This is a genomic window from Latilactobacillus graminis DSM 20719 (genome assembly GCF_001436415.1).
Taxonomy (GTDB): Bacteria; Bacillota; Bacilli; order Lactobacillales; family Lactobacillaceae; genus Latilactobacillus; species Latilactobacillus graminis.
This window is the reverse complement of the sequence record NZ_AYZB01000035.1, coordinates 287,539-301,205: the sequence shown is the minus strand read 5'-3', so window position 1 is coordinate 301,205 and position 13,667 is coordinate 287,539. Positions and strand designations below refer to the sequence as shown.

The window sequence follows — 13,667 nt, the reverse complement described above, 5'->3', positions numbered from 1 at the left end:
TTGAATTCATTCATTACTTCGAGCAAAGCGGTCATTCCGTATGTGTTATTGTCAAAGTATTTTAAAGGCGATTGCATTGATTCAGGCACGATTGAAAAGGCCGCAAAGTGAATTACACCGCTTACTTTTTCTTGTTGGAAAACACTACGCATGAAATCCTTATCACGAATATCACCTTGATAAAAGCGTGCCTGTGCGTTGATCGCAGCTTGGTGACCAGTCACTAAGCTATCAACAACAGCAACATCTGTGCCGCTTTGAATTAATTGATCAACAGTGTGTGAGCCAATATAACCCGCACCACCTAATACTAAAACTGTCATGGTTAGTTCCCCCTATGTAATAACCTTGTATTTCAATTAACAGTATATCATTTGGACCAATAAACAAAAGTCCTGATTGGATTTTAAACGAAATATTATAATTTTTGCTATAATGGGTAAGTTAATGATTTGGAAGTAGTGAGGGATAAATGTGGAAGCACAATATAAATGGCAATTAAAGGCAACACCAACCGATCAAGACTTACAAGCAATAATGGCGGTTGAATCCCTGCCTAAAGCAGCGGCACAGTTATTGTGGCAACGCGGAATAAAAACACCAGCGGCAATCAATGCTTTTATGCATCCGAATGTCGGACAATTGCATGATCCATATGCGCTGCATGATATGCAAACGGCTGTTGATCGGATTCAAGCAGCAGTCATGAATGGTGAGAAAATCACTATTTATGGCGATTATGACGCAGATGGAATTACGAGCACTGCACTGATGCAAGAAACACTGGAAAGTTTAGGTGCAGAGGTGGCAGTCTATGTCCCTAATCGTTTTAGAGACGGCTATGGTCCTAATTTAGATGTCTATAAACAACTGGTTGAAAATGGCACTCAGTTGATTGTAACGGTTGATAATGGGGTGAGTGGAGTAGAGCCAATCGCTTATGCGCAAGAACATGGGGTTGATGTTGTTGTGACCGACCATCATGAGCTTCCCAGTGAATTACCCGGTGCAACGGCGATTGTCCATCCGCGGCATCCAGAAGGGCAATATCCGTTTGGTGATTTATGTGGGGTTGGCGTAGCCTTTAAAGTTGCAACAGCATTATTAGAAGAAGTGCCTTATGAAAGTTTGGACTTAGTTGCAATTGGGACGGTTTGTGATTTAGTTTCATTAACTGATGAAAACCGAGTTTTAGTTAGCTTGGGCTTACAGCAATTACAAAATACAAGTCGACCGGGTTTGGTAGCCTTGTGTCATTCAGCTGGGATTGAGCAAGCTGAACTTGATGCAACTTCAATTGGTTTTAGCATCGGACCACGGCTAAATGCCATTGGACGCTTAGGCGATGCAAATTTAGGCGTCAATTTACTAACGACTTTTGATGAAGAACAAGCAGTCGAACAGGCGCAATTTATTGAACAACAAAATAAAAAACGTCAAGAATTGGTACAAGCGATTAGTACCACTGCGCTTGAAATGGCCCAATCATTAGAAAATCAGGCAAGCTCAACTCTTGTATTGGCACATGAAGGCTGGCATGAAGGTGTATTGGGAATTGTGGCCAGTCGGATTGTCGAGCAAACTGGCAAACCCACGTTAGTATTAACGATTGATCCAGCAACCGGACAGGCCAAAGGATCAGGCCGTAGTGTTGAAGCATACCACCTTTTTAAAGCGCTTGATGAACAACGCGCACTGTTGACACATTTTGGGGGGCATCATATGGCAGTTGGTCTAACACTACCTACGGATCAATTAGGGGCTTTACAAGCTGCCATGAATGCTTACGCAAATGAACATCAAATTGATTTAACGACGAAACTAACAATGGCGATTGATTTGCAGCTTGGGTTATCTGATGTGACGCCAGAGGTCTATCAAGCTGTCAGTCAATTAGCACCATATGGGACGGATAATCCGGAACCACTAATTGAAATCAATGTGCCAACAGTGGCCAATTTGAAACAAATTGGTGCTGATCAAAAGCATCTGAAGTTTACGGCGGTAGACCAAGACGTACAATTGGCGGTACTAGCTTTTAATCGTGGCGCTTTGTATGATGATTTGCAAACAGTTGAACAGCTAAAGTTAGTCGGTCAATTAAGTGAGAATACTTGGCGCGGACAAACAACGTTGCAATTGATGCTCAAAGACTTGCAAACTAGTGGTCGCGTGTTAATCGATCAGCGCAGTAATCGGCTGACGCAACAATCATTTGTGGCCAGAGGGACCTACGTTTTTTTTGATGAAAAGAATTTAGCGCAGTTGCATAATTATGTGCCGACAGGTTGTCAAGCTATTTTAGCCACAGATGTTGACCAGCAAACAGCGCTAATTGTGGTTGATGAACCAGCCGATTTAACTGAGTTTGAAACCTTTTATCGGCAACAACAAGCTGATAAAATTAGCTTTATTTTCTATAGTAAACATTCAGCTTATCTGGAAGGGATTCCGGATAAGCAACAGTTTGCGCAATGCTTAATTTATTTGCGCCAACATGCGTACATTGAAAAAAAACGGCTTGATGAGCTAGCGATTTATCTAAAAATTAAATTGCCACTATTAATTTTTATGTTGCAGGTGTTTTTTGACCTAGGATTTGTTAAAATAGATCGTGGTCTCATTTCGGCCGTGAAACAACCGGAAAAGCATCCACTTGAGAGTGCAGCGAGTTATCAACAACGATTAGCTAAAATTGAAATGGAAAAGCAGCTTGTTTACTCAACCTTCGCGGAGATGAAAGACTGGCTGGTAGGACTCAATCAGTAGCAAACCGTTGAAAGAGTTAAGGAGCGAATTAAAATGACAATCAATTTTAAAGATTATGTTGCAAGTGTATCTGATTTTCCTGAAAAAGGGGTTACATTTCGGGATATCTCACCTTTGATGACTAATGGTGAAGCGTACGCAGCAGCAACCGATAAGATCGTCGAATATGCACAAAGTAAAGGGGTTGAAATGATTGTTGGCCCGGAAGCCCGTGGGTTTATCGTTGGCTGCCCGGTAGCTTACAAATTAGGGGTTGGCTTTGCACCCGCCCGTAAAAAAGGTAAGTTACCCCGTGAAACGGTTTCAGCTAATTATGACTTGGAATATGGTGAATCGACCTTATACATGCATAAAGATGCAGTTAAACCAGGTCAAAAAGTCTTAGTTACTGATGATTTGTTGGCTACAGGTGGAACTATAGCGGCCACCATCAAAATGGTTGAAGAACTAGGTGGGATTGTTGTTGGGACAGCGTTCTTAATTGAATTAAGTGCGTTAAATGGCCGTCAAAAAATTCAAAACTATGATATTTTTAAATTAATGGAATACTAAAATCAATATTTATAGAGCATTGAGTCGTTGGAATTACTGGGATGTGTATACCCGCGTTAAATATAATCGCCAAAAAAAGGTCTGCCGCTATGGCAGACCTTTTTTTTGGCGATTACATCCGGTCGCGGTATAAGCCGACAACCTTACCTAGAATACTAACCTCATTCAAAATAATTGGGGCAAATGTGTCATTTTCAGGTTGCAGACGATAGTGATCCGGTTCTTTAAAAAATCGTTTACACGTTGCTTCATCTTCAGCAGTCATTGCAATAACAATATCGCCGTTATCAGCAGTAGTTTGTTTGCGAACGATAACCTCATCACCGTCTAAAATGCCAGCGTTAATCATACTTTCACCACGAATCGTCAGCATGAATAAATCCTGTTCAGTTTGAAGACTGGGGGGGATTGGGAAGTAGTCAGTGGCTTCTTCGACCGCCAGAATTGGTACTCCAGCTGTGACGACCCCTAATACGGGAATTTTCTTTTGAGAGACCCCGATTGCCGATAAGCCAGCGGCAGTTAATTCAATTGCACGGGGTTTAGTTGGATCTTTTTGTAAAAATCCTTTTTTCTCAAGGCGTGCTAAATGGCCATGAACGGTGGAAGTCGAGGATAAATTAACGGCTTCGCAGATTTCACGAACTGTTGGTGGATAACCTTTATCTTGAACACGGTCATGGATAAAACGTAAGACCTCTAGTTGTTTGGATTCTGTTCTTGTCATAAGAGCACCTCATTTGTTCTAATAATGTTATGGTAGCATACCTATAGTGGGATTTCAAACAAGTGTTCGTGCTTTTTGACATATTAAAGCTTTTAGTTCAAAATAGTTAGATAGTTTGGATTGGAGGGTAATAAGGTGGCAATGGATCAAAAACGATTAGACCGAATTAATGAATTAGCACACAAAGCAAAAGCTGAAGGACTGACTGATGCTGAAACAGCAGAACGTCAAACACTGCGCGATGCCTATTTAAAGGATTTCCGTGAAAGTTTCCGTTCACAAGTTGAGATGCTACAAGTGTACGACAAAGAAGGTAAGGAAGTTACACCTGAAAAAGTGAAAGATATCCAACGGGAAAAAGGCTTGCGTGACGATTAATCTAAGAATTCTGCTTTCTTTTTTAGGTAATTATGTGTAAACTACTAAGTGAACTGAATTAGGAAGGGGTGCATAAGACATGGGATTAAGCATTTTATTATTTTTCATTGGCGCAATCTTAGGTGCAGTCGCTGGTTTCTTTGGCGCACGAGCTTACATGAAGAAGTATTTTCAAGACAATCCACCAGTTAACGAAGATATGTTGAAAGCAATGATGATGCAAATGGGCCAAAAGCCATCTGAAAAGAAATTAAATCAGATGATGAGCTCAATGAAAGCACAACAAAAGCGTAGCAACAAAAAGTAAATAATTAGACGTTTCTAGAGGGTTTCTAACAAGCAATTGGTTTGTTGAAACCCTTTTTTGATGTTGAAATTAAGCTATCAAAATTATTAATTTATGGAAAGATAAATGTTTGTTCCACATAGGCAAGATTGCTATAATGATAGTTATCGAATTTTAGAGGACAGGAGTATAGCATGGGAATTTTTAAAAAATTAGGATGGTATTTTAAACAAGAATATCGGCGCTATCTATTAGGAGTAACTTTTTTAATTCTAGTGGCAATCGTTCAAATTGTACCACCAAAAGTCATTGGGACTTTAGTTGACTTAATGGATACTAAACAATTGACAGCTACCAAATTAGTGATGTGGTTGATCATCTTACTAGCTGCCGCGATTTTGCAATATGTCTTCCGATATGGTTGGCGGACACGTATTTGGGGTGGCGCTGCTAAATTAGAACGGACATTACGGAGCCGATTATTCTGGCATTTCATGAAGATGGATACGACGTTCTTTCAAAAACATCGGACTGGAGACTTAATGGCCCATGCGACAAATGATTTAACGGCGATTCAACAGGTGGCCGGAGCTGGTATTTTAACGTTTGCCGATTCCATTATCACGGGTGGGACGACAATTATCGCAATGGTTATCTTTGTCGATTGGCGCCTGACATTGATGGCGCTGATTCCAATGCCATTATTGGCAGTTGTCTCCCGTCGTTTAGGGGCACATTTGCACACTGCTTTCGGGCAATCACAGGCAGCCTTTTCACGGTTGAACGATAAGACACAAGAGAGTGTTTCAGGTATTAAGGTGTTAAAAACTTTCGGGCAAGAAGCGGCCGATATTGATGACTTTAATGTAATTGTCACTAAAACGGTGAAGATTAACAAACGCGTTAACCTTATCGATGGGTTATTCGATCCATCAATCAGTCTGATTATTGGCTTAACTTACATCGTAACGATTATCTATGGTGGTACATTAGTCATGAATCATAGTATTTCAATCGGTCAATTGATTTCGTTTATCAGCTATATTGCAGCTCTTGTTTGGCCGATGTTTGCGATTGGTCGTTTATTTAATGTCTTAGAGCGAGGCAATGCTAGTTATGATCGGGTTGAAGAACTTTTACAGGAAACAAGTACGATTATCGAAACACCGGATGCACTGCAAATACCGGCAACTGGTGACATTAATTATGCAATCCAGAAATTTACTTATCCAGGTGATCAGCAACCAACATTAGCTAACGTGTCCTTTACCTTACAACAGGGCAAAACATTAGGAATCGTTGGTAAAGTTGGTTCTGGTAAGACGACGTTGATTAAATTATTATTACGCGAATATGACCAATATCAAGGGAAAATCGAAATCAATAGACATGATATTCGGGATTATTCATTAGATGCATTACTCGATAGCATCGGTTATGTTCCCCAAGATAATTTCTTATTTTCAACGGATGTCCGTGATAACATTCGCTTTGCTGACTTTGAACGGGATCAAGCTGCGGTTGAAGCTGCTGCTACATCAAGTGCGGTCCATGATGACATCCTAAGATTTGCGCAAGGCTATGAAACAGTAGTTGGCGAACGTGGAGTTTCATTGTCTGGTGGTCAAAAACAACGAATTGCAATCGCCAGAGCAATCATGACTGATCCCGAAATTTTGATCTTAGATGATTCGTTATCGGCTGTTGACGCGAAAACTGAAGAAGCGATTTTAATGAATTTAAAAACATTGCGCGCGAATCAAACAACCATCATTACCGCCAATCGTTTAAGCAGTGTGATGCATGCCGATGAAATCATTGTGATGGATAACGGGCAGATTGCTGAACGAGGGACACATGAAGCATTGCTAGCTGCAGATGGTTGGTATGCCAAAATGTGGTGGAAGCAACAATTGAACCAAGCTTTAGGAGGTGTATAAGATGGCTAAGCAATACCAATCAGAATGGACTAAAAAGGTACCATTAAAGGAACAGCTCTACATTATGAAACGCCTTTTTGGCTACACCAAACGGTACAAGCGCCAATTTATCGGGGCCATTGTAGCCGCCGCTGGATTAGCAACGATTAATATTTTATTACCACGTCTATTACAAGTATTTATGGACCGTTATTTAACTAATCAAAGTGCAACAACTCAAATTTTATTAGGGGTTGCGGTGTTGTACGGATTGGGGGTCATGTTAAAAGCCGTCACACAATTCTTCCAATCATTTCTCTTTGGAATGGGTTCAGAGCGGGCAATGGAAGATGTGCGCCGCGATTTGTTTCAGAAATTACATCAATTAGGAATGCGGTATTTTGATCAAACGCCAGCCGGTTCGATTGTTTCGCGAATTACTAATGATACGATGACTTTAGTCGATTATTGGAATGTTTTCTTATCATTGCTGGTTGGTTCGTTTTCAATTATCTCAGCGTTTATCGCAATGTGGTTGATTGCACCCAAGATCGCACTGGCAACACTAACTTTCTTACCAGTGTTGTTAATTGTTATCTGGTATTACAGTAGCTATAGCGCGCGGGTTTATCGGCGGATGCGGGAAAAATTGAGCCAGTTGAATACCAAATTGAATGAATCGATTGAAGGCATTACAATTATTCAACAATTTCGGCAGGAAAAACGGTTGACGGATGAATTTGAACAGGTTAACGCCGACTATTTGAAGACGCGCGAAGCGATGATTCGGACGAATTCGTTATTACTCGCACCGATTGTTAATTTATTATATACCTTGGCATTAGTGGTCGTTTTGAGCTTATTCGGGATTTCTGCGTTGCATAGTTTTGTGACAGCGGGTCTAGTCTACGCCTTCACAACGTATGTTGGGAATTTCTTCAATCCAATGACCAATATGATGGATTCCTTATCATCGCTACAAGATGGGATGGTTGCTGGCCGGCGAATTTTTAGAATTCTTGATCAGGAAGAATATGCACCGGCTCAAAATCCAGATGCCACCAATGAAATCACAAAAGGCCGTGTCGAGTTTAAGCACGTTTCATTTTCCTACGATGGGGAACATGAGATTCTACACGATGTATCATTTGTCGTTGAACCAGGCCAGACAGTCGCCTTAGTCGGCCACACTGGTTCTGGAAAAAGTTCAATTATCAACGTTATGATGCGCTTTTACGAATTCTATGAAGGTCAAATATTGATTGATGGCCATGATATTCGAAGCTTTCCAATGACCGAATTGCGACGTAAGATGGGGCTTGTTCTACAGGATGCATTTATGTTTTACGGCGATATTGCGTCGAATATTCGCTTATTCAATGAGCAGATTACAGATGCACAGATTCGATCAGCGGCTGAATTTGTGCAAGCTGATGGGTTTATCGAACAGTTACCCGGCCAATATCATGCTCGCGTAATTGAAGGTGGCGCTCAATTTTCTAGTGGTCAGCGACAATTAATTTCGTTTGCGCGGACATTGGTTACGAATCCGAAAATCTTGGTGTTGGATGAAGCGACGGCCAATATCGATACGGAAACGGAATCCATGATTCAAACTGGGCTTGCTCGTTTACGACAAGGGCGGACTAGTATTGCAATCGCCCATCGCTTATCAACGATTCGTGATGCTGAGTTGATTTTGGTATTGGAGCAAGGTCAAATCGTGGAACGTGGCAATCACGAGAGCTTAGTTGCACAAAAAGGGCGGTACTATGAAATGTATCAACTCCAAAATGGGGCGGAGTAATCAGGAGGAACCTAACATATGAAGAAAAGACGCTGGCTGAAATGGTCGTTAATTAGTGCTATTGCGCTAGTAGTAGTGGTCTTATGGGGTGCTACTATGTATATGTATCAATACGCATTTGTTCCGGGGCAAAAATCATTTTTAAACAGCGGACAGCCGACCAAAGTCTATCAAGCCAATCAACGATGGCTAAAAAATGTCAAACAAACAAAGTGGTATCAACAATCAGCAACCGATCATTTGAAGTTGACGGCACTTTATGTTCCAGCGGCCCAACCAACTAGCAAGACCATATTGGTTGCCCATGGTTATATGGGGAAAAAAGAAGATATGGCACGTTATATACATCTATATCATGATTTAGGTTACAATGTGTTAGCACCAGATGATCGCGCTTCTGGTGAATCAGAAGGACACGCAATCGGCTATGGCTGGACCGATCGTTTGGATTATGTCAAATGGACTAAGCAAGTTGTTCAAAAAAACGGGCAACAAAGTCAGATCGGCTTGTTTGGCGTGAGTATGGGCGGCGCCACTGTGATGATGACGGCCGGTGAAAAATTACCCGTGCAAGTCAAAGCCGTCGTTGAAGATTGTGGGTACAGTAGCATTGAAGGCGAGCTAGCTTATCAATTAAATGATTTGTTTGGTTTACCGAAGTTTCCGATTTTCTATACGACGAATCTAATGGCTCGTGCTCGTGCCGGCTATAATTTTTTTGATGGCGATGCAACGAAAAGTTTAGCGAAGTCCAAGATACCAATTTTCTTCATTCATGGGGGTCAAGATAAGTTTGTACCGACGAAGATGGTGTATGAAAACTATGCAGCAGCAAATCAACCTAAAAAGCTGTGGGTGGTAAAAGGTGCTGGCCATGCTAAAGCAATGGCTAAACAACCTAAATTATATCGGCAAAAAGTCGGGGCTTTTTTTGAACAGTATTTTAAATAAAAATAGCGACTGGTCATCCACTACAGGATAATTAAGTGCTATTTCCATTTAACCAAGTTGCTTGAGAAGAAAATACTAATTGATAAAGATTGTTATTTCTAGGGTGTAAGATCCGAGAAAAAAGTCTGCTATGATGGCTTACTTAAATGAGTTATAAAAACAAATATTTAAGCTTATTTTTGACAACTGTGCTTTTAAAGTTAATAGGCTTTGTCTCCGTAAAATTTATTTAGAGGATTATTACACTCATACAACAAATAGAAGGGGATAATGGTGATCATGGGATCAAGAATTATGCATTATGCGATTGCAAGCATATTAGAAAAAAAATACGGGTTCGACAACAACTTTCTAATTGGAAGCATTGCGCCAGATATTAATAAGAATTCAAAAACACCAAAGGAATTAACACATTTCATGAAAGTGAGAAGTGATGGCGAACATGACATGTTTCCTGAAGACTTCATAAAAGAATACGGGAATTCGATTGATTCATTTAAACAGGGTTATTATTTACATTTGATTTCAGATAATATTTGGTTAAATATGATTTACAAAAAGTACGTTCTTAATAATTCAAATGATGAAAAAAGGATTGCACTTGAGAAATTTTATAAAGACTTTCATTATTTTAATCAAAGAATCATTACCCAGTATAATTTAAAACCATTGAAGATTAGCCATACGGTGATCAGTCATATCAATGAAATTAATGATGACGATCTTCCTTTGATTATTAAGGATTTAAATCTTGATTTTACTGATTTTTCAACTCAAAAAAGCCCTTATTTACTCAGTATTGAAGACATCGACAGATATATAAATACATGTGTTCACTCTTTTGATGCTATTTTAGAAAAAATAAAATGAAGGAATAAGTAGTTTATTGTTTTAGCGATTTCTAGATTGACGTTGATGGATAAATTTAATAACTAGTGAAATCTGTACTAGATTCTGTCAAATTGGCGGATGAAATAGGATAAAATTTTGATGGCGCTAAAGGCCCTCACTCCTATATTCATCTAGAGTAAGGCTATTTCTTGAGTTTGAATAATTAGAATAATTGAAGTGCTTAATATATTCTTCAACCAGTTTCACTAGTTTTTCGATAGTTTTATCCTCATTATTCTTTAAAAACCAGTCTGGTAGTCGACTCTTCACTGTCATCCTAATATAATTGTCAACTCGGAATTGTTTCTGCTCCAACTAATAGGCGTGGATGACTATCAGTTCAAGTATTTTAGAAGAATATTTGTTTTAGGCTTCTCCGTAAATATGAAAGCCCACTACGTTCGTATAAACTATATTCGCAATGTTAGGGGATTCTTATCCAAAATGATATGTAAGAGACGGTTAACTGTTGAAACGCTCTCGATAAATTTTTTTTTTGATAGCCTAGCACTTGAATTTAGACCTAAAAAAGCCCCTCCATAATTATGGAGGGGCTTTTGCATAAATTGTTAAGGCTTTTTGGGGAAGGGACGCTTCGTTTACTTATTTTTTCTCGTTTGGTACGTATTTAAAGTCTGGATTAATTGCGTAGTCGAGTTCATCGAAGGCGGTTTGCATTTGTTCACCAATTTGTGCGATATTTTCATCGGTCATTTTTAATTTACTGTCAACTGGAATCGGTTCGCCAAAACGAATCGTAACTTTTTGCCGCTTTAATAGATCGCGAAAACGTACAGGACCTTGATAAACGGCTGGTACTAACGGAACGTGGGCCATCTTTGCAATGACTACTGCACCGCCTTTTAAATCGCTAGCGTAGCGACTACCAGTGGGAAACATAATCAATGAGAGTTCTTTTGATCGTAAAGCTTTCACCGGGGTTTTAATCGCTGAAGGGCCTGGCTTTTGCCGATTAACCGGAAATGCGTTGGCGTGCACTAAAATAAAACGAATCAATGGATTTTTGAAGAGCTCTTCTTTGGCCATAAACGTAAATTTTCGCGGACTAGCCGCTAAAGCGAAGAAGATTGGGTCCCACCAGGTGCGATGTGGTCCTACTAAAACGTAAGTGCCTTCAGGTAGGGTTTCTTTATTTTCAATGTTTAAATTACCATTTAATACCCATACCAAAATACGGACGATAAAACGTGCAAATGAGAAAAACATAATTTAAATTCCTTTCAAACGTGACTAGTATTTTCTCATTATACCAAATAACAATCCTCTTTGTTATAATAAGTCTTAAAGACAAATGAGGTTGAAGGTAGAACAATGTTAAAAGCAGATGAGCGAATCGATCAATTGTTTCGCTTAGATATCCAAATTATTCAAAGCCCATCCGTTTTTTCTTATTCGATGGATGCGGTGTTGTTAGCCGACTTTGCACAATTGCCAAAACGAGGAACGATTGTCGATTTATGCGCAGGTAACGGGGCCGTCGGTTTATTTATGACGCCTAAAACAAATGGTCAGATTATTGGCGTTGAATTACAAGCACGACTAGCTGATATGGCACAGCGTTCAATTCAATTGAATGCTTTAACTGAACAAGTTTCAATGCTTAATATGGATTTGAAAGATGTTCACACGGTAATTCCCAAAGATAGTGTTGATGTCGTTACCTGTAATCCACCATATTTTAAAGTTAGTGAACAGAGCCAGAAAAATCCGAATGTGCATTTGGCACTTGCTCGGCACGAAATTGCGACTGATTTAAGAACCGTTGTCCAAACAATGAGTGGTTTATTGAAGATGAACGGTAAGGGCTATTTAGTCCATCGTCCAGAGCGATTCTTAGAAATTTGTGATGAGTTGCGCGCGGCTCGCTTAGAACCCAAACGCGTGCAATTTGTTTATCCAAAGATGGGTAAAGAAGCAAGTATGGTTTTAATCGAAGCGGTGAAAGATGGTAAGAAAGGTGGCTTCAGATTATTACCACCATTTTCAATTTACAATCAAGCTGGAGAATATACGTCAGAGATGAGAAAGAAGTTATACATGGATGACTGAAAGTGAAAAACAGTATTTTTTTTACGTTTTACGCTGTCATGATGGCAGTTTTTATGGTGGTTTTACGACAGACGTTACCCAACGTGTGGCCAGCCACAATGCCGGCAAAGGGGCTAAGTATACGAAACAACATCGGCCAGTGAAACTGCTGTATTATGAAACGTTTGAAGATAAATCAGCGGCCCTAAAAGCCGAATATGCCTTTAAACATCAGCCGCGTGCTAAGAAAGAACAGTACTTATTAGCACACGGTGTTTCAATGCAACAACAACGTGGGATTAAATAGGACTAAACGTTGACACTACGTTAAAATTTTAGTATACTTTTAAACGGTATTTGTTTACCAAAAAAATTCACACTGATTGATTTCTAGAGGGGTGCTTGTTAACAAGTTCTCTAAAAAAGTGAAATCAGTGGTCGAAAAAAACCATATGGAGGTCTGTTGACATGGCTGTATTGTCAATGAAACAATTATTAGAAGCGGGTGTTCACTTCGGTCACCAAACACGTCGTTGGAACCCAAAAATGAAGAAGTTTATCTTTACTGAAAGAAATGGGATCTACATCATCGACTTGCAAAAGACAGTTCGCATGGTTGACGATGCTTATGACTTCGTTAAAGAAGAAGCCGCTAACGATGGCGTATTCTTATTCGTTGGTACTAAGAAACAAGCACAAGATGCAATTGCTGAAGAATCAACACGTGCTGGGCAATACTTTGTAAACCACCGTTGGTTAGGTGGGACTTTAACTAACTGGGACACAATCCAAAAACGGATTAAACGTCTTAAAGAAATTAAAGCAATGGACGAAGATGGCACATTCGATCGTTTACCTAAGAAAGAAGTTGCCTTGTTGAAGAAACAACAAGAAAAACTCGAAAAATTCTTAGGCGGTATCGAAGATATGCCTCGTATCCCAGATGTAATGTTCGTTGTTGATCCTCGTAAAGAACGCATTGCTATCAAGGAAGCACAAAAATTAAATATTCCAGTCGTTGCTATGGTTGATACTAACTCAGATCCTGATGATATTGATGTTATTATCCCATCAAACGATGACGCTATCCGCGCTGTTCGTTTAATCACTGCTAAAATGGCTGACGCTATCATTGAAGGCCGTCAAGGTGAAGATGATGTTGAAGAAGCTACATTTGCTGCAGAAAACAAATCAGCAGATTCAATGGAAGAAATCGTTGAAGCAGTTGAAGGCGACAACGATACTAACACTGACGCTAAATAGTAGATTCAAATAAGCTGTCTTAGAGGTTTCGCAAATACTGCCTGACTTGTGGGACAGTTTTTTTTAAACCAGTTA

The 13,667-nt window shown here is 39.7% G+C and carries 14 protein-coding genes; 11 read left to right on the top strand and 3 right to left on the bottom strand.

All coding sequences use genetic code 11. The features are described from left to right. On the bottom strand, window positions 1-323 hold a 323-nt coding region (locus tag FC90_RS06520), incomplete at its 3' end, for an NAD-dependent epimerase/dehydratase family protein (RefSeq protein ID WP_157053048.1). 151 nt (window positions 324-474) lie between these two features. Here FC90_RS06520 and recJ point away from each other — a divergent pair. Further along, a complete protein-coding gene (recJ, locus tag FC90_RS06515; RefSeq protein WP_057908460.1) occupies window positions 475-2,769 on the top strand; it encodes a single-stranded-DNA-specific exonuclease RecJ in 2,295 nt (764 codons plus the stop codon). Between the two features lie 33 nt (window positions 2,770-2,802). Further along, window positions 2,803-3,321 (top strand): adenine phosphoribosyltransferase, encoded by a 519-nt coding sequence (locus tag FC90_RS06510; RefSeq protein ID WP_057908459.1) that lies wholly within the window; start codon window positions 2,803-2,805, stop codon window positions 3,319-3,321. Window positions 3,322-3,433: 112 nt separating this feature from the next. Here FC90_RS06510 and lexA read toward each other — a convergent pair whose 3' ends face one another. Further along, a complete protein-coding gene (gene lexA / locus FC90_RS06505; RefSeq protein ID WP_057908458.1) occupies window positions 3,434-4,048 on the bottom strand; it encodes a transcriptional repressor LexA in 615 nt (204 codons plus the stop codon). Window positions 4,049-4,189: 141 nt separating this feature from the next. On the opposite strand from lexA, the gene FC90_RS06500 reads away from it, so the two are divergent. The 6 genes from FC90_RS06500 to FC90_RS06475 all read left to right on the top strand — a co-directional run bounded on the left by FC90_RS06500 (window position 4,190) and on the right by FC90_RS06475 (window position 10,259). Beyond that, window positions 4,190-4,426 (top strand): DUF896 domain-containing protein, encoded by a 237-nt coding sequence (locus FC90_RS06500; protein WP_057908472.1) that lies wholly within the window; start codon window positions 4,190-4,192, stop codon window positions 4,424-4,426. Window positions 4,427-4,505: 79 nt separating this feature from the next. Beyond that, window positions 4,506-4,733, top strand: a complete 228-nt coding sequence (locus FC90_RS06495) for a YneF family protein (RefSeq protein WP_057908457.1) — start codon at window positions 4,506-4,508, stop codon at window positions 4,731-4,733. A 173-nt stretch (window positions 4,734-4,906) separates the two neighbouring features. Next, a complete protein-coding gene (locus FC90_RS06490) occupies window positions 4,907-6,652 on the top strand; it encodes an ABC transporter ATP-binding protein (protein ID WP_057908456.1) in 1,746 nt (581 codons plus the stop codon). A 1-nt stretch (window position 6,653) separates the two neighbouring features. Then, on the top strand, window positions 6,654-8,438 hold the full coding sequence (locus FC90_RS06485; RefSeq protein ID WP_057908455.1) for an ABC transporter ATP-binding protein: 1,785 nt from the start codon (window positions 6,654-6,656) through the stop codon (window positions 8,436-8,438). An 18-nt stretch (window positions 8,439-8,456) separates the two neighbouring features. Next, window positions 8,457-9,389, top strand: coding sequence for an alpha/beta hydrolase (locus FC90_RS06480; RefSeq protein WP_057908454.1), 933 nt, complete (start codon window positions 8,457-8,459; stop codon window positions 9,387-9,389). A 279-nt stretch (window positions 9,390-9,668) separates the two neighbouring features. After that, window positions 9,669-10,259, top strand: a complete 591-nt coding sequence (locus tag FC90_RS06475; protein ID WP_151886732.1) for a hypothetical protein — start codon at window positions 9,669-9,671, stop codon at window positions 10,257-10,259. A 624-nt stretch (window positions 10,260-10,883) separates the two neighbouring features. On the opposite strand, the gene FC90_RS06470 is transcribed toward FC90_RS06475, so the two are convergent. Then, window positions 10,884-11,507: a lysophospholipid acyltransferase family protein gene (locus tag FC90_RS06470; RefSeq protein ID WP_057908452.1), complete on the bottom strand. Its 624-nt coding sequence runs from the start codon at window positions 11,505-11,507 to the stop codon at window positions 10,884-10,886. 105 nt (window positions 11,508-11,612) lie between these two features. On the opposite strand from FC90_RS06470, the gene FC90_RS06465 reads away from it, so the two are divergent. The 3 genes from FC90_RS06465 (at window position 11,613) to rpsB (ending at window position 13,592) form a co-directional block, all read left to right on the top strand. Then, window positions 11,613-12,350, top strand: a complete 738-nt coding sequence (locus tag FC90_RS06465; protein ID WP_057908451.1) for a tRNA1(Val) (adenine(37)-N6)-methyltransferase — start codon at window positions 11,613-11,615, stop codon at window positions 12,348-12,350. After that, window positions 12,343-12,636 (top strand): GIY-YIG nuclease family protein, encoded by a 294-nt coding sequence (locus FC90_RS06460; RefSeq protein ID WP_057908450.1) that lies wholly within the window; start codon window positions 12,343-12,345, stop codon window positions 12,634-12,636. Before FC90_RS06465 ends, FC90_RS06460 begins: the two co-directional genes overlap by 8 nt. Window positions 12,637-12,797: 161 nt before the next feature. Next, window positions 12,798-13,592: a 30S ribosomal protein S2 gene (rpsB, locus tag FC90_RS06455; RefSeq protein ID WP_057908449.1), complete on the top strand. Its 795-nt coding sequence runs from the start codon at window positions 12,798-12,800 to the stop codon at window positions 13,590-13,592. The last annotated feature ends 75 nt before the right edge of the window (window positions 13,593-13,667 follow it).